The following is an 18,074-nucleotide window of genomic DNA, read 5'->3' on the forward strand; positions in this document are numbered from 1 at the left end:
GTGTTTGGTGAACCCGGAAAGCCCAAATTACTGCTGGTAGATGACGAACCGGTTAACTTGCGGGTACTGAAACAATTATTAGGTAAAGACTACATCCTTTATTTTGCAAAAAGCGGTGATGAAGCGTTAAAGCTGGCAGAGAAACAACGTCCTGATCTTATTTTAATGGATGTGATGATGCCGGAAATGACAGGTTTTCAGGCCTGTACACACCTTAAAAAAACATCCGGTCTTAAGCATATACCGGTTATATTCGTTACAGCTCTTAACGATGCGACTGATGAAGCGGAAGGGTTTGCTGTCGGAGGCGTGGATTATATAACCAAGCCAATTTCGCCACCGGTGGTGCTGGCGAGGGTTAAGACCCACCTTTCCCTGGTACAGTCTGACGAATTACGCCGCACCCGTATGCAAGTCATACAACGACTCGGTCGGGCGGCAGAATACAAAGATAACGAAACAGGCATGCACGTGCTGCGCATGAGTCACTTCTCAAAAATCATCGCGCTGGCGTATGGTTTTTCAGAAGCGAGGGCAGATATGCTGCTTCACGCTGCCCCCATGCACGATATCGGTAAAATCGGAATTCCGGACAGTATTATGCTCAAACCCGGCAGACTCACTGATTCAGAATTTGAGGTCATGAAGACCCATCCCAAAATTGGTGCAGAAATACTCGGTGATGCAGACTCTGACCTCATGAATCTGGCGCGAATCGTTGCACTCACACACCATGAAAAATGGGATGGCACCGGGTATCCTGAAGGTCTCGCCGGGGAAGACATCCCCATTGAAGGACGTATTGTGGCAGTGGCGGATGTTTTTGATGCGCTCACAAGCCGGAGACCATATAAAGAAGCCTGGCCGGTGGATAAAACCCTCGACTTTATGCATTCTCAGAGTGGTATTCATTTCGACCCGGCACTCATCGCATTACTCGACCAGTGTCTGGATGATATTTTAGAAGTGAAAGAACGCTGGAAAGATGAAGATCCAAACCCGTTACTGAGTTGATATCTGGTCTGAGTACCAGTATAATGCGCTCCAACTAGTTAGTTAGCGGGCTTACTGGAGCATTTTACACGGTATACGCCTAACTATTTTGCAAACTTTTCTGCGTATTTTGCGTAGTTAAACCTGTATTGTTTGCAACTGCCTCTGGCAGACAGGGTTCAGATTCTTGCAAAAAGCCCCGCTAGTACGGGGCTTTTTGTTGTATTTAAACTGATTTATTCCCTTTTCAGGCAGTAAATTAAGTAGTTGGGCTATATGCCCTTTTTTCGTTTTTGGAGGTAAGGATTGGCAAAGCTTGAAGATAAACTGACCGAGATGCTTGAGCCGGGTGTTGAAGCCCTGGGTTACGAACTGGTAGGCGTGGAATTTGTACGTGCAGGTAAGCATTCGATTTTGCGTGTTTTTATCGACCATGAAAATGGTGTAACCGTTGATGATTGCGCGGAAGTCAGTTACCAGGCAAGTGCGATTCTTGATGTTGAAGATCCAATTACTACGGAATACAACCTGGAGGTGTCTTCTCCGGGTATGGATCGACCTTTGTTCAAGGCCAGGCACTATGAGCAGGCCGTGGGTGAAGTTATTCAGGCGCGTTTGACTGTGCCTATGGATAACCGGCGGAATTTCAAAGGAAAGTTATTGTCATGTGAAAATGGCATGATCAATATTGAAGTGGATGGCCAGCAGTTCCAGTTAGCTGTGGCGAATATCGAAAAAGCAAACATTGTTCCCACATTTGACTAATGGAACAGCACGCTTTCAGCGTAAGAAAGCATCAGTGAGGCGAAAATGAATAAAGAAATTTTGTTAGTGGCAGAAGCCGTTTCAAATGAAAAACAAGTGCCTAGAGAAAAGATCTTTGAAGCACTGGAGTACGCGATTGCCAGCGCAACGAAAAAGAAAAACGAAGGCGAAATTGAAGTACGCGTAAGCATTAACCGCACCACCGGTGATTTTGATACGTTCCGCCGCTGGGAGGTTGTTCCTGACGATCACGAACAGGAAAATCCGTATGCAGAAATGTCGCTGTCTGCCGCACAAGTTGACGATCCTGACGCACAACTGGGCGATTATGTTGAAGAGCAGATTGAATCTATTGCATTCGACCGTATTACTACGCAAACCGCCAAGCAGGTTATCGTACAAAAAGTACGTGAAGCTGAACGCGCGCAAATGGTTGCAGAATACGAAGACAAGGTTGGCGAACTGGTAACCGGCACGGTGAAGAAAGTTAACCGTGACAACATTATTATCGACCTGGGTAATAACGCTGAAGGTGTTATTTACCGTGACGATATGCTGCCCCGCGAAACCTTCCGTCCGGGCGACCGTGTACGTGGTCTGCTTTACGTTATCCGTCCTGAAGCCCGCGGTGCACAGCTGTTTATCAGCCGTACTCATCCTGACATGCTGGTTGAACTGTTCCGTCTGGAAGTGCCGGAAATTGCCGAAGAGACGCTGGAAATTAAGTCCGCTGCCCGCGATCCGGGTTCACGTGCAAAAATCGCTGTGAAGACAAACGATAAGCGTCTTGACCCTGTCGGTGCCTGCGTAGGTATGCGTGGTTCACGTGTGCAGGCTGTATCCGGCGAACTTGGCGGTGAGCGTGTTGATATTGTGCTTTGGGACGAAAACCCGGCACAATTCGTTATTAACGCAATGGCACCTGCTGAAGTGGCTTCTATCGTAGTAGACGAAGACGCCCATGCAATGGATGTTGCAGTGGAGCAGGACAACCTGGCACAGGCCATCGGCCGGAGTGGTCAGAACGTTCGCCTTGCAAGCCAGCTGACCGGCTGGGAACTGAATGTCATGACAGTTGCCGACCTGAACAAGAAGCACGAAGAAGAAACTGCCAAAGTACTTCAGGTGTTTGTTGAAGGTCTGGATATTGACGAAGATTTTGCAGAATTATTGGCTAGCGAAGGCTTTAGCACACTTGAAGAAGTAGCTTATGTCCCTGTTAGCGAACTGCTGGCCATTGACGGCCTTGATGAAGACACTGTTGAGGAACTGCGTAATCGTGCACGTGCTGCACTGACTACCCGTGCTCTGGCGAATGAGGAAACGCTGGAAGGCGCTGAACCGACTGAAGCGCTGCTGAACCTTGACGGTATGAATAAACACATTGCCTATGTCCTTGCTAGCCGTGGAATTACTGACCTTGAAGAGCTGGCTGAGCAGGGAACAGACGATATTAGTGATATCGAAGGATTGACCGAAGAAGACGCCGGAAAACTCATCATGGCGGCACGGAATATTGTCTGGTTTGGTGAAGAAGAAGGTCAATAAGGGGAAAAAGACTAAGATGGCAGAAGTATCCATAGAAAAGCTCGCCAGCGACATTGGAACAACCGTTGACCGACTGGTAACTCAGTTTAAAGATGCCGGTATTACGAAAGCAGTTGATGATTCCGTTACAGAAGATGAGAAACGTCAACTTCTTGAGCACCTGAGCAAGCAACACGGTAGCGCCGGTTCTGGCGAACCGACACGAATGACGCTGCAGCGTAAAACTACCAGCACGTTAAGTGTAGGCAAGTCTAAGTCTGTAAAAGTTGAAGTACGTAAGAAACGCACGTACGTGAAGCGCAGCGAAGTTGATGAACAGAAAGCGGCTGAAGAAGAGGCCCGTCTGGAAGAAGAACGCGCACGTCTTGAAGCTGAACAGAAAGCAGCAGAAGAAGCCGCCGCTGAAGCCGCCCGCAAAGTGGCTGAAGAAAAAGCGCGTGTAGAGGCGGAAGCGAAGAAGAAGGCGGAAGAAGAGCGTGCCCGTAAAGCTGCTGAAGAGAAAGCTCGCAAAGAATCTGAAGCGCCCGAGCTGAGTGCTGAAGAACTGGCTGAGCAGGAAGCTGCACGTCAGGAAGAAGAGCGCCTGCGTAAGCAACAGGAAGAAGAAGCGAAGAAAAAGCTTGAAGAAGAAGCAAAGCGTGCGGCTGATGAAGCCCGTAAGCTGGCTGAAGAAAACGAGCGTCGCTGGAAAGAAGAAGAAGAGCGTCGTAAACGTGATGAGGCTGCTGAAGTTCATATGCACTCAAACCGTTACGCGCAGGAAGCGGAAGACGAGGAAGACATGCAAGTTGAGCGTTCTTCACGTCGCCGTAAGAAATCGAAGAGAAATGCCGGTGAGCATCTGAAGCAAGGCTTTAATAAGCCGGCTCAGCCAGTTGAACGTGTTGTTAAACTGGGTGCGACTATTACCGTTGGTGAACTGGCTAACCGTCTGGCTGTTAAGTCTAACGAAGTTATCAAGACCATGATGAAAATGGGCGAGATGGCTACCATCAACCAGGTATTGGATCAGGATACTGCCACACTTGTTATTGACGAAATGGGTCACAAGTATGAGCTGGTTAATGACAATGCGCTGGAAGATGAACTGATGTCAGAATCCGGTCAGGGTGAGAAAATTACCCGTGCACCGGTTGTTACCATCATGGGTCACGTTGACCACGGTAAAACGTCATTACTCGACTACATTCGCCGCGCTAAAGTAGCCGCAGGCGAAGCCGGTGGTATTACTCAGCACATCGGTGCATATAAAGTTGAAACGGATAACGGCGAAATTGCTTTCCTGGATACACCGGGACACGCCGCGTTTACTGCAATGCGTGCACGTGGTGCAACCGCAACTGATATCGTAATCCTGGTTGTTGCAGCAGATGACGGTGTAATGCCGCAAACTAAAGAAGCGGTACAGCACGCGAAAGCGGCTGGCGTACCTCTGATTGTTGCTGTTAACAAAATGGATAAAGAAACAGCGGATCCTGATCGTGTTAAAACTGAACTGTCTCAACTGGAAGTTATTTCAGAAGAGTGGGGCGGTGAACACCAGTTTGTAAACGTATCTGCAAAAACAGGTATGGGTGTTGATGAGCTGCTTGAAGCCATCACGCTGCAAGCTGAACTGCTTGATCTGAAAGCCGTACCGAATGGTCCGGGTCGTGGTCTGGTGATTGAGTCGCGTCTTGATAAAGGCCGTGGTCCCATTGCATCGGTTCTCGTTCAGGAAGGTGAAGTGCGTGCCGGCGATATCTTATTGTGTGGTGAAGAGTACGGCCGTGTTCGTGCTATGCGCGACGAAAACGGTATCGAGCTGAAAGTAGCTGGTCCTTCTACACCTGTTGAAGTACTGGGTTTATCCGGTGTACCGGTAGCCGGTGAAGACGCAGTCGTTGTACAGGACGAGCGTAAAGCCCGTGAAGTAGCTGCCAAGCGTCATCAGAAGAAACGTGAACTGAAACTTGCCCGCCAGCAGAAAGCGAAACTGGAAAACATGTTTGCAAACATGGAAGCCGGTGATATCAGCGAACTGAACATCGTACTGAAAGCTGACGTACAAGGTTCTGTGGAAGCGATTTCTGAATCACTGCTGAAACTGTCTACTAACGAAGTTAAAGTGAACATTGTTGGTAGTGGTGTAGGTGGTATTACTGAAACTGATGCAACACTTGCAGCGGCCTCCGGCGCTATCATTCTTGGCTTCAACGTACGTGCCGATGCAACTGCCCGCCGCGTCATTGAAGGTGAAGAAATCGATCTGCGTTACTACAGCGTTATCTATAACCTGATTGACGAAGTGAAAGCGGCAATGAGCGGTATGCTTGCCCCTGAATTCCGTCAGGAAATCATCGGTCTTGCTGAAGTACGTGATGTGTTTAAATCACCGAAACTGGGTGCCATCGCTGGTTGTATGGTTACTGAAGGTATCGTGAAGCGCAGCAATCCAATCCGTGTTCTTCGCGACAACGTAGTTATCTACGAAGGTGAGTTGGAATCACTGCGTCGCTTTAAAGACGACGTGCAGGAAGTACGTAACGGTATGGAATGTGGTATCGGCGTTAAGAATTACAATGACGTTAAAGTTGGCGACCAAATCGAGGTCTTCGAAGTCATCGAAGTTGCACGTCAAATTTAGTCCTGAAATGGCTGAATGACAAAGCGGGGGCGTTAGCCCCCGTTTTTGTCCTTATAGCCTGATGCAGGTATGAGGAGTTAACTATGGCACGGGAATTTTCTCGTACAGACAGAGTGGCACAGCAAGTTCATAAAGAAGTTGCCAGCATTCTGCAAAATGAATACAAGCACCGGGTGGGTAATATCCCTATGATCACGGTGGCAGACGTGGAAGTCTCCAGAGATTTGGCACACGCGAAAATCTTCATTTCAATTTATGGTGCCGAAGAAAAAGAGGCCAAAGCGCATACAAAACAACTGGAAGAGTCAAAGGGCTTCGTTCGTTCGTTGCTGGCTAAACGCTTGCGCATGCGCAGTGTGCCGCATTTGCATTTCTTCCGCGATGAATCGCTCACCGAAGGTATTCGCATCTCAAATCTGGTTTCTGAAACCATTGCAAAAGATGAAGCGAAAAGTAAACAGCGGGACGAAGAGCAGGATTAATGGGCAGACGTCGTAAGGGCCGTAGTATCAACGGTGTATTGCTGTTGAATAAGCCAACAGGCGGTTCATCTAACCAGATTTTACAAAAAGTACGCTGGTGCTATAAAGCGGCGAAAGCCGGTCACACCGGCGCGCTGGATCCGCTGGCCAGCGGCATGTTACCCATATGCCTGGGCGAAGCGACAAAGTTTTCTCAGTTTCTGTTAGATGCTGATAAAACTTACGAAGTCACCATGCACCTGGGCGTCAGAACGACCACGTCCGATGCTGACGGCGAAGTCGTGGAAGAAAAGCCGGTAAATGTTTCTGAGGACGAAGTCCGCAGTGCCTGCCAGGCGTTTCTTGGTCAGAGCAAGCAAATCCCTTCCATGTTTTCAGCATTGAAGTACCAGGGAAAGCCGCTTTACTACTATGCGCGTCAGGGCATTACAGTAGAAAGAGAAGCCCGGGATATCACCATTTTCGAACTGGAAATTACCCGCATGGCGTTACCTGATGTTGACATGCGCGTGCGTTGCAGCAAAGGTACTTACATCCGTTCACTGGTGGATGACATTGGTCAGCAATTGGGTTGCGGTGGTTACGTTACCCGTCTGCATCGTACGGAAGTTGCTGATTATCCTGCAGATAAGATGGTATCTCTGGATGACGTAATTGCTATGCAGGAAGCTCTGGATGAGGGGGAGTTTGATACCCTTGACCAACTGCTGTTACCCATGGACACGGCTGTTTTATCATTACCGGAAATTATGCTGGACTCGCAGCAATGTGCCCGTTTTGAACATGGTCAGAGTGTTTTGCCTGACAGCCCGGCATCACTTGTTGCCGGTGAACAATACCGGGTGTATACCAGACAAGATGATGAAGTGCTGTTTCTGGGGGTAGGAGAAGGCGTGGTATCGCCGAAAGACCAGCCCCGGGCAGATGCCGGTGAGGTATTTGTTTCGCCGAAACGCAGAGTCGTCTACACAGATTGATTTTACTTGCGTATGGTAACGTCATCGTTATAATACGCGCTCTCATAATTTCGCTGAATTAGTGATCGGCGGAATTTAATCCAATCAGGAGAAAATTATGTCACTAACTAAAGAAGAAACAGCACAAATCGTAGCTGATTATGGCGTTAAAGAAGGTGATACTGGTTCACCTGAAGTACAAGTTGCACTGTTGACTCACAACATCAACAAACTGCAAGGTCACTTCTCTGGCCACAAGAAAGATCACCACTCACGTCGTGGTCTGCTGCGCATGGTTAGCCAGCGTCGTAAACTGCTTGACTACCTGAAAGGTAAAAACGCAGAACGTTATCTTGATCTGATCAAGCGTTTAGGTCTGCGTCGCTAAGACACAGTTCTGAACGAAAAAAGCGCCGAAAGGCGCTTTTTTTGTGTCTGCAGATTTTTCTAGCCGGGGTTAGTATCTGCTGAGCAGACCGGTAGATGGCAGAAAACAGTCTCTAAAATACTCTGGCTTGCGGCAGAATGTCGCCTGCCGGCAACAGATTACTGAGGTTGAGGCTGACTGACGACGACTTTTGTCGCTATTTCACGGATTTCGTTTTCCATGCCGCTGATACGGCCTGCCAGGCTGTTGTTACGGTTTTCCAGAACTGAAATCTTGTCAGACAGGCTCTTAACCGTTTGCGCCTGTGAGGCTTTATCACCGGCCGCCTGTTCAAGTTGAACGTTCAGCGCCAGAATTTCATCAGCCAGACCACTTAACTGGTTGTTTAACGAAACCACCTTACTTTGCTGGGCTTTTAAATCTTCAGCGACCGCAGTAACTGACTTCTTCAGTCCGTTTTCTGTGGCGTTAAGCTTATCACCCAAATCCGTGATTTCTTTCTGATTACGGCGCCAGGCTGAGGCCCAGAGCTTATCCATCTGATCCCACAATTCATTGCTTTTATCAGTCAGCTCACTCACTTTCACCTGCAGCGCGACAGTGGATTCACCCATTTCTTCGCCTGTTGCAGAGAGTTTTCTTTCCAGCTGGGCAATGCGTGAATCAGCATCTTCAGCAGCGATTTGTTGTTTCTGCAGTTGATCATACAAGTAATAGCATCCGCCACAGCCGGCCAGAGCGACCACGGCGACAAGGGCAATCCACAATCCGTTACCGCCACCGCTACTTTTTTCAGAAACAGGTGACGCCGGTTTTTTGGTACCTGACTGTGAACTCGTGTCCGCTTTAATGGTGTGTGCAGCGGTGTGCTTTTTTTGCTGGTAGTCGCGGCGATCTTCATCATCCAGTCTGATGGTAGGAAAATCATCGTTTCTTGAATCGTTAGACATACTTACTCTTTTGAAAACTCAACTTCAGGTGATTAATCTTGCTAATAAGGAAGATGGTATCCTTAATCCCATACCAATACCATTCTCCGCGGGAAATAACAATGCACGCAGGGTGCATTGTTATTAAATTCCCACAAGTTACAGCAAAGGGCAGGCCAGTTTGCTGTTTATGGCTGCTAACTGGCCGGTTAACAACTTATTTATCACCAATCCACTGAACACGGTAGAGATCGCGACGTCTGTCCAAATAGTTGCGGACGGACCCTTCGTTTTGCAATTTGGTGAGCTTGTCGAGATCAAGATCAACAATCAGCGTCATCTCGGTGTTTGGTGTTGTCTCAGACACAATGGCATCGTGAGGGAACGAGAAATCAGAAGGTGAGAACACGGCAGTTTGTCCGTACTGAATATCTACGTTATCTACTTTCGGCAGGTTGCCCACACTGCCGGCGATGGCCACATAACATTCGTTTTCAATGGCACGGGCCTGTGCACAACGACGTACCCGCAGATAACCATTCTTGGTATCTGTCCAGAAAGGAACAAACAGGATCTGCATTTCCTGTTCTGACTGGATGCGGGCGAGTTCAGGGAACTCCACGTCATAACAAATCAAAATGCCAATTTTACCAAAGTCTGTGTCAAAGACATTCAGGGCGTTACCGCCTTTCATGATCCAGTCTTTCTTCTCATGTGGGGTAGGGTGAATTTTATACTGGCTGTCTATGGTACCGTCGCGGCGGCACATGTAACTGACATTATATAATTCTTCGTCTTCCACAACCGGCATTGAACCGGCAATGATAGTAATGTTGTAACTCACCGCGAGATGAGAAACGGCGGTAAGAATTTCATCCGTATAGCTTGCCAGATGCCAGATGGCATCAATGGACTCCTGTGACTCACTAAGTCCCATCAACGGTGCATTAAAGAACTCGGGAAACAGCGCAACGTCGCAGCCATAGTCTGATAAAGCATCCACAAAATACTCTACCTGTTGCAGTAACTCTTCAACGTTCTCAAAGTAACGCATTTGCCACTGAATACAGCCGATGCGGGCATTCGATTTCTTGCCGCCGAATAAACGTGGATTACCCGGTTCATAATAGATATTGTGCCACTGAAGCAGTGTGGCATAACCCCGGGAGGCTTCATCTTCCGGCAAATAGGCCTTCAGAATTTGTTTTACCTCGAAACCGTTGGATAACTGAAAGGTTAAGATAGGGTCATAAATGTCTTTCGACTTCACCGCTTCAATGTATTCATACGGCGTCATTTCGTGACTGTGTTTGCCGTAATTCGGAATGCGGCCGCCAGCCATAATAGACTGCAGATTCAGATTCCGGCATAACTCTTTCCGCGCTTCATATAAGCGCCGGCCAAGTCGAAGTCCGCGGTAATCCGGACATACAATGACTTCTACTCCGTAGAGCACATCACCGTTAGGATCGTGGGTGGTGAGGTATGCGTCACCGGTAATCTCATCATAGGTATGTTTGTCGTCAAACTGGTCGTAATCCACAATAACTGAAATGGCAAACGCAACCACTTTGCCTTTATCTTCGATACAAATCTGGCCTTCAGGAAAGGTGGTAACCTGAGCTTTGTAATTTTTGAATGGCCAGGCGCCTCCCACGTTGGCGTAAACCTTGTCCATCAGTTCTTTTACATCATCATAGTCATCCAGCGTTAAGTTACGCAGTTCCAAATGATGCTCTGTTTCTTCGTTATGATGAATATCCTGACTCATTAAATTCGCCTTACTCTTTGATTTTACTACACCGGATGTATACACCATGACAGAAAGAAAAGATCCTTTCCATCACCTTGTCACAGTGGTTAAAAATTGATTGCCAAAACCACTTTTCCGTCGTATAAGTCCGCCAGTTTTTTTACTTACTCACACACAATAATGACTGCACTTCTGGCTGATGACATTCCTGTCGACACGTCGCTTTTTACCCGTATCGCGGATGACATTTATTCGCAGGGATACAGCGTACAAGAATATGCTCTACCCGAAGCATTAGCGAATGCTTTATTTTTGCAAAACAATGCGATGAATGAAGCTGAGTTTCAGGCTGCCGGCATAGGCCGCAGTACTGACTTTCAGGAAAACAGCTTCGTACGGCGGGATGAAATTTGCTGGATAGACGGCTCGTCAGCGGCGGGCGCTGACTGGCTGTCGTGGACTGCACAGCTTAAACAGTTCCTGAACCGTAATCTGATGCTGGGTTTGTATTCCTTTGAAAGCCATTTTGCCGTGTATCAACCCGGGGCATTTTATAAACGTCATCTCGATGCCTTCAAAGGTCAGACGAACCGGGTTTTGTCTCTGGTCACTTACCTTAATCCGGACTGGCAGGAGGCTGAAGGCGGTCATCTGGTCGTTTATACCAGTGAAGAAGACAAAACCGGCATTCGCGTTTTACCTAAGTTCGGTACGGTTGTGGTGTTTCTGAGTGAGGAATTTCCTCATGAAGTATTGCCGGCTACCCGCAGCCGGTCGTCTATCGCTGGCTGGTACAGGGTTAACGGCACCATCGGTGACGTCATTGACCCTCCTCAGTAACCAGCAGATTCATCGCTTCTTTGTAATCAAGGTTTATGATGGCAGTGATAATAGCTTCACTGCCATCCTCACCGTACTTGTCTTCCAGTGTATTCCGGTAAGGTTCAACGTCGCTCTTGCGCAGATAATGATGGTTTTTAACGGCCAGAATTAATTCATCCAGTCCGGCTTTCGTTTCACCGCCCTCCGGTTCAATAAAAGGCTTGCAAGCCTTCAGCGCCTTACCGGTATTGTTGTAAACGATATTAAATTCTTTTCTCAAATCCCGCGTTGACTGCAGTTTACCTGATTTGTGTAAGTGCTCTGCTTCTTTAACCAGGGTTTCCAGCCGGGTGGCCCCGATGGACATGGATAAGCCTTTCATCGTGTGCAGGCGCCGGCCAATCTTTTCATCGTCGCCATGCTCACTGAGTTCTTCATCAAATTTGGCAAAATGAAGATGGAAGTTTTCCAGCAAACCCAGATACGTCAATACATCATTTCCCAGTCTGCCTGTGGCGGCATCAATGTCGAAGCCAATCAGCGTGGTCGCCAGAGCTTTACGGATAGCTGCATCATCCTGATCCTGTTGGTCCCGGGGCAACCTGACGACTGAATCTGCTTTGGCGATTTTTTTGACCAGTACTCTTTCCAGCAGTTTGTATAAGTCTTCTCTGACTACAGGTTTGGCGATATGTCCGTCCATACCGGTCGACACCACTTTTTCTTTATCCGACTCCATCACCGCAGCAGACATAGCATAAATGGGAATGGTTTTACCCACCGGCAAGTCGCGAATTTTGCGGGCAGCGGTAAATCCGTCCATATTCGGCATCTGCAAATCCATCAACACAATATCAAAAGGTTTCTTCTGAAACTTACTGATGGCCTCAACGCCATCTTCAGCCACGACTACTTCCAGCCCTACAGCATTCAACAACTCTGTAGCGACAAACTGGTTTGTTGGATGGTCTTCCACAAGCAGCACAGATGCGCCGCTGAACATCAGTGGCGGTTTTTCTTTTGTCCTGTCTTTTAACGTGTGATTACGATTTAAAATAGCGGTGACGGATTCTTCAAGGTCGGACATCACAAAAGGCGTGACAAGCCAGGCCGATGCCGTGCTTAAAATAATATCACTGGCTTTTTCATGAAAATGGCTTTCAGAACTCAAAAAGATAACGCCTTTCGTTATCATATTATCGTGCTGATTGCTGAGCAGTGCTTCCATAACTGAGCCTTTTTCTGCATTATTCAGTGTTGTCATATCAATCATAACAACGTCGAAATCTGTGTCCCATTTCTGATGCAGGTAGTTGTAATTGTCGACAATGCTGACCTCGCAGCCCACAGAGGTAAAGTACTGTTCTATAACAGGAATATGCCGTGAAGAATTCCCGATAATCAGTGTCCTGGCATTCAGCAATTTCCCTTCCAGTGTGGCGGCATGATGGGCGTCTGCGATAAGCGGCAAGGTGAGAGTAAACGTGCTGCCTTCACCAGGCGCACTTCTTACAGTCAATGAACCGTTTAACAATGTGGCAAGGTGTTTACAAATTGACAGGCCCAGACCGGTGCCGCCAAACCGGCGGCCAATAGAGCTGTCCGCCTGAGAGAAAGACCTGAACAGACTTTCAAGCTTCTCCTTATCAATGCCGATGCCGGTGTCTGATACCGCAAACTTCACCATATACGTGCCGGATACGGGACTGAGTTCGGCAGTTACAGACAGGGTGACTTCCCCTTTTTCGGTAAACTTAATCGCATTACCCAACAGGTTGTTGATGATTTGAGCAATGCGTGTGGCATCACCGATAACAAATCTGGGAACGCTCTTTCCGACGTCTGAATCGATAAACAGGTTCTTTTGTGTCGCCGTGGTAGAGAACAGGTGCAGGCTGTTTGATAACATTTTGTAGAGATCAAAAGGTGTGTTATCGATTTCCAGTTTGCCGGCTTCCAGCTTAGAGTAATCAAGAATATCGTTAAGGATTTGCAGTAAAGAGCGGGACGAAGCCTGCACTTTTTTCAGATACTCCCGCTGCTTATTACCCATTTCCATTTTCAGCACCATGTCTGTTAATGCGATAACAGCATTCATGGGGGTGCGGATTTCATGGCTCATGTTGGCCAGAAATTCACTTTTAGACTGATTGGCATCTTCAGCTCTATCTTTCAGTGATAACAGATTGTCCTGCATCTTTTTCAGTGGTGTGATATCCAGAAAAGATCCCATGATTTTGAGTGGCCGGCCTTTGTCGTTTCTGTCGAAGACCACATCCTGCGCCATTAACCATAACCAGTTTCCATTGGCGTGTTTTACACGGTACTGGAGGGTGAATACATTACCGTCGGTAGGATCGCTGAGCAGATGATGGAAATGATGTTTAACCTTGCCCAGGTCTTCGGAGTGGATTAGCGAACTGATACCTCCGTTCAGATTATTGAGCTGTTCAAGAGAGTATCCGGTAATTGCAGTATAGCGGTCGTTAACAAACTGATTTTTTCTGTTTTTTACATCGAAAATGTAGACGCCTGCAATGGAAGCGTTAATTGCTCTTCGCGTGATGCTTTCACTTTCAATCAACTGCCCCTGAAACTGTTTTGCTTCAGTGACATCTTCAAACATCACGACCAGCTTACCCGGGGAAGTATGAAACAAATACAATTGAAGACTCTGTAAACCGGGAATGGGGAGAGTAATTTCGGTTTTAATCGCTTTTTCATGGCCTTCTGCGACAGATTGCATCTTTGCTGTCAGCGCAGGCTGTGAAATAAATACATCAGGCTCGCATTCTGAAAGCAGTCCGTCAGCAATAGTATTTGATTTCAGTAATACAAACTCTTCCTGATGATATTTATAAAAATGGACACCCAATGGCATATGTTCAATGAGGCTGTCGGTGGTGGAGCGGCTGGCCGCTAATGCCTGCTCGTTGTGTAACCGTTCGCTGATATCCTGCACAGACACATAAACCATGTGCGCATCGTGTTGAGCACGGTTAAGACGGATCTCCAAAGGTACAGGGCTGCCATCTTTTTTATAACCGGTCACTATCCGGTTCATGCTCAGTGCCGCATCAATGGCGCTGCCGTCGATGAATTGTTGCATGAGTTGATCATGTTTTTCCGTGAACTCAGTGGCCACCAACAGATTGATATGGCGATTTTCAAGTTCATCTTTTTCATAACCAAAAATAGAGCAGGTCGCTTTGTTAGCGACAGTAATTATACCATCGGAAGCCAGCACCATGATGCCCACATGGGCACTGTCTGTACTTTCACGCAATATTAAATCCTGCTGGTATTCATTTTCCAGGCGTAAATTTTCCAGCTTCGCATTGCTGGCGTCTTCCATCGCTTTTTTTAACTGATTAACGTTTGGCAATTGCAGAGCGGCAGGAATGGAACTATATACTTTATAGGCGGTAATACACGAAACAGTGGCGGTGACGAGTTTGGCGATACCATGGAGGCCGTAAGCACCATGCCAGATAACGAAGATACTGATGAGATGCGTCACACCACATAAAGCGATGAAAAGAGAGAAAAGGATAAAAATACCTTTAAATTTTAGATCGCTTCGCTGCCTGACAAAGTAAAAAATGGCAATGGGAATTGAGAAGTATGCCGTGGCAATGAGCAGGTCAGAGATGACATTTAGCCACAAAATTTCCGGGTTCCACAGGTAGCAGTGTCCGTGCGGCATGAAGTTAGTACGCAATAAGTTATCTAATACGTTGGACATAAAAAGTCGTTTTGTTCGCCATGTATTTCATAATAGAAAGGTTTTTGTATTACTGCGAGTTGTTATTGGTTTAAGAAACAGGATTTCAAAAAATGCCCATATCACGTTCCCGCGTGCTAATTGTCGATGATGACATTACGACAATCAGGCTGATCGCCGAAGCACTGGCGACAGATTACGAAGTGATTATTGCAACGGATGCAGAGGATGGCTTGGAACAGGCTATTTCAACTGAGCCTGAGCTTATTCTTCTTGATGTATTGATGCCGGAAATTAACGGCTTTTCTTTATGTCGGAAATTAAAGTCTGACGAGCGTACCCGCCGTATTCCCGTAGTGTTTGTTACCGGTTTAACCGAAGTCAGTGACCAGGCTAAAGGTTTCGAAATTGGTGCGGTTGACTACATTACTAAGCCTATCGAAGTGCCGTTGTTGCGGGCGCGGGTAAAAACCCATGTGCGCCTTTACCGGCAAACTATGCAACTGGAGTCGCTGGCCGCCACAGATCCTCTCACCGGGCTTTCTAACCGGCGTAAGTTCGATGAGAGTCTTGCCCATGAAATCGAGCGTTGTCAGCGTAGTCAGAGCGAACTGGCATTGTTGATGATCGATATAGATGATTTCAAAGCCTATAATGATAAATACGGCCACGGTAAAGGTGACGATTGCCTGATAACCGTAGCTAAATTACTTAAAGACAATGCCCGCAGGGGAACAGATTTATGCTGTCGTCTGGGCGGGGAAGAATTCGGTATTATACTGGGTGAGACCGACAGAGCCGGCGCAATGACGCTGGCTGAGTACATCATTTCTGTGTTCAACGAGTTAAAGCTGCCTCATGAAACGGCCTCAGCCTTCCCTTTTTTGACTGTAAGTATTGGGGTGTCAGTTATGGATATGCGCAGTGCCCTGAAAAACCGCGTATATGGCCGTGACCTGGTAGACAAAGCGGATGAAGCGTTATACCGGGCTAAATCTCTGGGCAGGAACCGCGCCGAATTTATGCCTCTTGCATTTCCTATGGTAAAAAAAATAGGATAAAACCCGTAGCCGGTCTGCTTCATATTGCTACTAAAGTCGTAACAGTTTATTGTAAACGGTAAATATTGCGAACTTTACACAGATGGCAGGCCGCATTTCATTCCGGTGAGACGGAATTATCATGGCGAGTGTGTGCTGCCACTGAACAGGGAAGAAACGCAAAGGCATTCGGATTAGCAGTAAGATTGGATACACAAATTGGAAAAGTTTCCTCCACTTGTCCCCGCAGAAGAGTTAAAAGTCCTGATTATCGATAATCAGGGTCTGGTTCATGATGTTATCAGCAACGCCTTAAAAGAAGTCGGCATCCGCCGTGTGGACAGTGCATTTAATGCCTTTCACGCTGTTCGCCTTTGTGAGCAGAACACTTATGACTTTGTCATGATCGCTTTTAATGTGAGTGTGGATAAAGACGGCTTTCATTTGTTTGAAGAGCTCAAGCACCACAGTCATATCACAGATAAGACCACGGTTATCTTTCTCAGTGCCGAAACCAGTCAGGCGCTGGTGAACTGCATTGTTGAGTTGCAACCTGCAGATTTCTGGGTCAAACCGCTGGATCGCAACCGTATTGAGCAACGGTTGCGCTATCTGATTAACATCAGAAGTAAGCTGCATAAGCTACAATGTTGTCTTAATCAACAGGATTATTCTACCGCTGTTTATTACGCAGAGCGTCAACTGATGGATAAGTCCGTCAGCGAATACCATCCCCGCCTGAAGCGTATAATCGGCGAAAGCTATCTTGCATTGCGTGACTACACCACTGCAGAAGTGTATTTCAGGAAACTGCTGCAGCAATACGATCATGCCTGGGTGCATATGGGACTGGCCAGATCGTTACTTCGTCAGAATAAACTGGAAGAAACTGAAACCCTGGTGGAAGATTTGCTGCAACGTGATGATACCCGCTTCCTCACATACGATTTACTTGCACAGTATTACATTGAAAAGGAAGAATTTGATAAGGCGTATGAACAGATGCGTGAGGCCAGTAAGCTGGCGCCGCGGAATATCGAACGTAACAAACGCTTATGGGATCTTGCCAGGTTAAACCATGACAAGCCCGGTCAGTTAATGGCTGTGCAAAATATGGCAAAGTACGCCAAAAATTCAATTCACGATTCGCCGGAACTGACCCTCAATGTTATGCGTGCAACGCTCGATATGGCTACCACCGCTTCTGCCGGTGACGCTGAAAAGCTGGTGAGAAAAGTTGAAGCAGAACTGGCGGAACTGAGTAAACAGCAGGGACTGGATAAAGTACTGACCGAGCAATTTTCTGTACTCAATGCCAGAGTATTGTGTTTGCGTAATCAGAAAAAATCCGCCGAAGCGCTCATGAAGACCAAAAAGCCGGATACGGACGGTCTGTCTATGGAAGACAACCTGGATAAAATGAAAGCGTTCCATGAACTGGGTATGCGGGAGCATTGCCTGGCGTTACTGGAAAAACTGCATAAACAGATTGCCGGGGATACCTTTACCAGTCAGGTTGTTGATGAATACCTGAAACAGGAATCTATCGAGCGCAAAGAGATTAATTTTACCACCCGTGAGCTAAAAGACATGGCTGCGGTAAATTACAAAGAGAATCGCTTTGTGCCGGCGTACAATAACCTGCGACAGGCACTCACGTTATCTCCCGGCAATAAGCAAATTGCGCTGAGCCTGCTTAAGGTACTGGTGCAACTGAATAAGAAAGAACCTTTGAGCGACGAACAGCTGGAGCAGGCTGTAAAAGCTGCTACTACGTTATCCGGCGACGGTCTGGGCACTACCCAGGCAGAAAAGCGCAACGAATACGTGCATTTGCTGAATATCGAAGAGCAACTGAGCGGGGGTGATGAACCAGCCTCTTCTCTACTGACCTGACACATCGCCCGATGCCGGCAGCTACGGGTTAGCTGTCGGCGCCTGCGTTTTAGCTGCCGGCGCCTGCGTTTTAGCTGCCGGCATCCCGCGCCGCTGTGCTGTGTTGCGAAATCTTCATTGTATTGTCACTTGATCCCGGCAACATACTTTGC

At 47.4% G+C, this 18,074-nt stretch carries 13 protein-coding genes; 10 read left to right on the forward strand and 3 right to left on the reverse strand.

The annotated features are described in order from the left end of the window. From ACXAGR_RS18700 to rpsO, 7 genes are all read left to right on the forward strand, one after another. Entirely contained in the window at window positions 1-1,014 is a 1,014-nt protein-coding gene (locus ACXAGR_RS18700; protein ID WP_474845646.1) for a response regulator, read from the forward strand. A 285-nt stretch (window positions 1,015-1,299) separates the two neighbouring features. After that, window positions 1,300-1,758, forward strand: a complete 459-nt coding sequence (gene rimP / locus ACXAGR_RS18705; RefSeq protein ID WP_119501016.1) for a ribosome maturation factor RimP — start codon at window positions 1,300-1,302, stop codon at window positions 1,756-1,758. Window positions 1,759-1,803: 45 nt separating this feature from the next. Then, complete coding sequence (nusA, locus tag ACXAGR_RS18710) at window positions 1,804-3,306, forward strand: transcription termination factor NusA (RefSeq protein WP_303574330.1); 1,503 nt, start codon at window positions 1,804-1,806, stop codon at window positions 3,304-3,306. Between the two features lie 16 nt (window positions 3,307-3,322). Continuing rightward, window positions 3,323-5,932 (forward strand): translation initiation factor IF-2, encoded by a 2,610-nt coding sequence (gene infB / locus ACXAGR_RS18715; RefSeq protein WP_474851875.1) that lies wholly within the window; start codon window positions 3,323-3,325, stop codon window positions 5,930-5,932. Window positions 5,933-6,015: 83 nt separating this feature from the next. Beyond that, window positions 6,016-6,414, forward strand: coding sequence for a 30S ribosome-binding factor RbfA (rbfA, locus tag ACXAGR_RS18720; protein WP_474851877.1), 399 nt, complete (start codon window positions 6,016-6,018; stop codon window positions 6,412-6,414). Beyond that, complete coding sequence (truB, locus tag ACXAGR_RS18725) at window positions 6,414-7,391, forward strand: tRNA pseudouridine(55) synthase TruB (RefSeq protein WP_474851879.1); 978 nt, start codon at window positions 6,414-6,416, stop codon at window positions 7,389-7,391. The genes rbfA and truB overlap by 1 nt, the downstream gene beginning before the upstream one ends. Before the next feature lie 97 nt (window positions 7,392-7,488). Further along, window positions 7,489-7,758 (forward strand): 30S ribosomal protein S15, encoded by a 270-nt coding sequence (rpsO, locus tag ACXAGR_RS18730; RefSeq protein WP_070125244.1) that lies wholly within the window; start codon window positions 7,489-7,491, stop codon window positions 7,756-7,758. Window positions 7,759-7,916: 158 nt separating this feature from the next. Here rpsO and ACXAGR_RS18735 read toward each other — a convergent pair whose 3' ends face one another. Together ACXAGR_RS18735 and ACXAGR_RS18740 are read right to left on the reverse strand one after the other, a co-directional pair. Continuing rightward, entirely contained in the window at window positions 7,917-8,708 is a 792-nt protein-coding gene (locus ACXAGR_RS18735; RefSeq protein WP_474845653.1) for a hypothetical protein, read from the reverse strand. A gap of 196 nt (window positions 8,709-8,904) precedes the next feature. Further along, window positions 8,905-10,458: a bifunctional GNAT family N-acetyltransferase/carbon-nitrogen hydrolase family protein gene (locus tag ACXAGR_RS18740; protein ID WP_303574325.1), complete on the reverse strand. Its 1,554-nt coding sequence runs from the start codon at window positions 10,456-10,458 to the stop codon at window positions 8,905-8,907. A gap of 162 nt (window positions 10,459-10,620) precedes the next feature. Here ACXAGR_RS18740 and ACXAGR_RS18745 point away from each other — a divergent pair, with 162 nt between their 5' ends. Next, on the forward strand, window positions 10,621-11,280 hold the full coding sequence (locus ACXAGR_RS18745; protein ID WP_474851880.1) for a 2OG-Fe(II) oxygenase: 660 nt from the start codon (window positions 10,621-10,623) through the stop codon (window positions 11,278-11,280). On the opposite strand, the gene ACXAGR_RS18750 is transcribed toward ACXAGR_RS18745, so the two are convergent. Then, a complete protein-coding gene (locus tag ACXAGR_RS18750) occupies window positions 11,261-15,007 on the reverse strand; it encodes a PAS domain S-box protein (RefSeq protein WP_474851882.1) in 3,747 nt (1,248 codons plus the stop codon). The two genes, ACXAGR_RS18745 and ACXAGR_RS18750, sit on opposite strands and share 20 nt — an antisense overlap. 92 nt (window positions 15,008-15,099) lie before the next feature. Between ACXAGR_RS18750 and ACXAGR_RS18755 the strand changes: the two genes are divergently transcribed. Together ACXAGR_RS18755 and ACXAGR_RS18760 are read left to right on the forward strand one after the other, a co-directional pair. Then, window positions 15,100-16,047, forward strand: coding sequence for a diguanylate cyclase domain-containing protein (locus ACXAGR_RS18755; protein ID WP_474845659.1), 948 nt, complete (start codon window positions 15,100-15,102; stop codon window positions 16,045-16,047). A gap of 198 nt (window positions 16,048-16,245) precedes the next feature. Continuing rightward, window positions 16,246-17,922, forward strand: coding sequence for a response regulator (locus tag ACXAGR_RS18760; RefSeq protein ID WP_474851884.1), 1,677 nt, complete (start codon window positions 16,246-16,248; stop codon window positions 17,920-17,922). Window positions 17,923-18,074: the final 152 nt, after the last annotated feature.

This window comes from Alteromonas sp. ABH4_457 (assembly GCF_056160625.1).

Bases quoted from the DNA above. Each gene is read 5' to 3' on its own strand.
- nusA (WP_303574330.1), top strand. From the start codon at position 1,804: ATGAATAAAGAAATTTTGTTAGTGGCAGAAGCCGTTTCAAATGAAAAA.
- infB (WP_474851875.1), top strand. From the start codon at position 3,323: ATGGCAGAAGTATCCATAGAAAAGCTCGCCAGCGACATTGGAACAACC.
- rbfA (WP_474851877.1), top strand. From the start codon at position 6,016: ATGGCACGGGAATTTTCTCGTACAGACAGAGTGGCACAGCAAGTTCAT.
- truB (WP_474851879.1), top strand. From the start codon at position 6,414: ATGGGCAGACGTCGTAAGGGCCGTAGTATCAACGGTGTATTGCTGTTG.
- rpsO (WP_070125244.1), top strand. From the start codon at position 7,489: ATGTCACTAACTAAAGAAGAAACAGCACAAATCGTAGCTGATTATGGC.
- ACXAGR_RS18735 (WP_474845653.1), bottom strand. From the start codon at position 8,708: ATGTCTAACGATTCAAGAAACGATGATTTTCCTACCATCAGACTGGAT.
- ACXAGR_RS18740 (WP_303574325.1), bottom strand. From the start codon at position 10,458: ATGAGTCAGGATATTCATCATAACGAAGAAACAGAGCATCATTTGGAA.
- ACXAGR_RS18745 (WP_474851880.1), top strand. From the start codon at position 10,621: ATGACTGCACTTCTGGCTGATGACATTCCTGTCGACACGTCGCTTTTT.
- ACXAGR_RS18750 (WP_474851882.1), bottom strand. From the start codon at position 15,007: ATGTCCAACGTATTAGATAACTTATTGCGTACTAACTTCATGCCGCAC.
- ACXAGR_RS18755 (WP_474845659.1), top strand. From the start codon at position 15,100: ATGCCCATATCACGTTCCCGCGTGCTAATTGTCGATGATGACATTACG.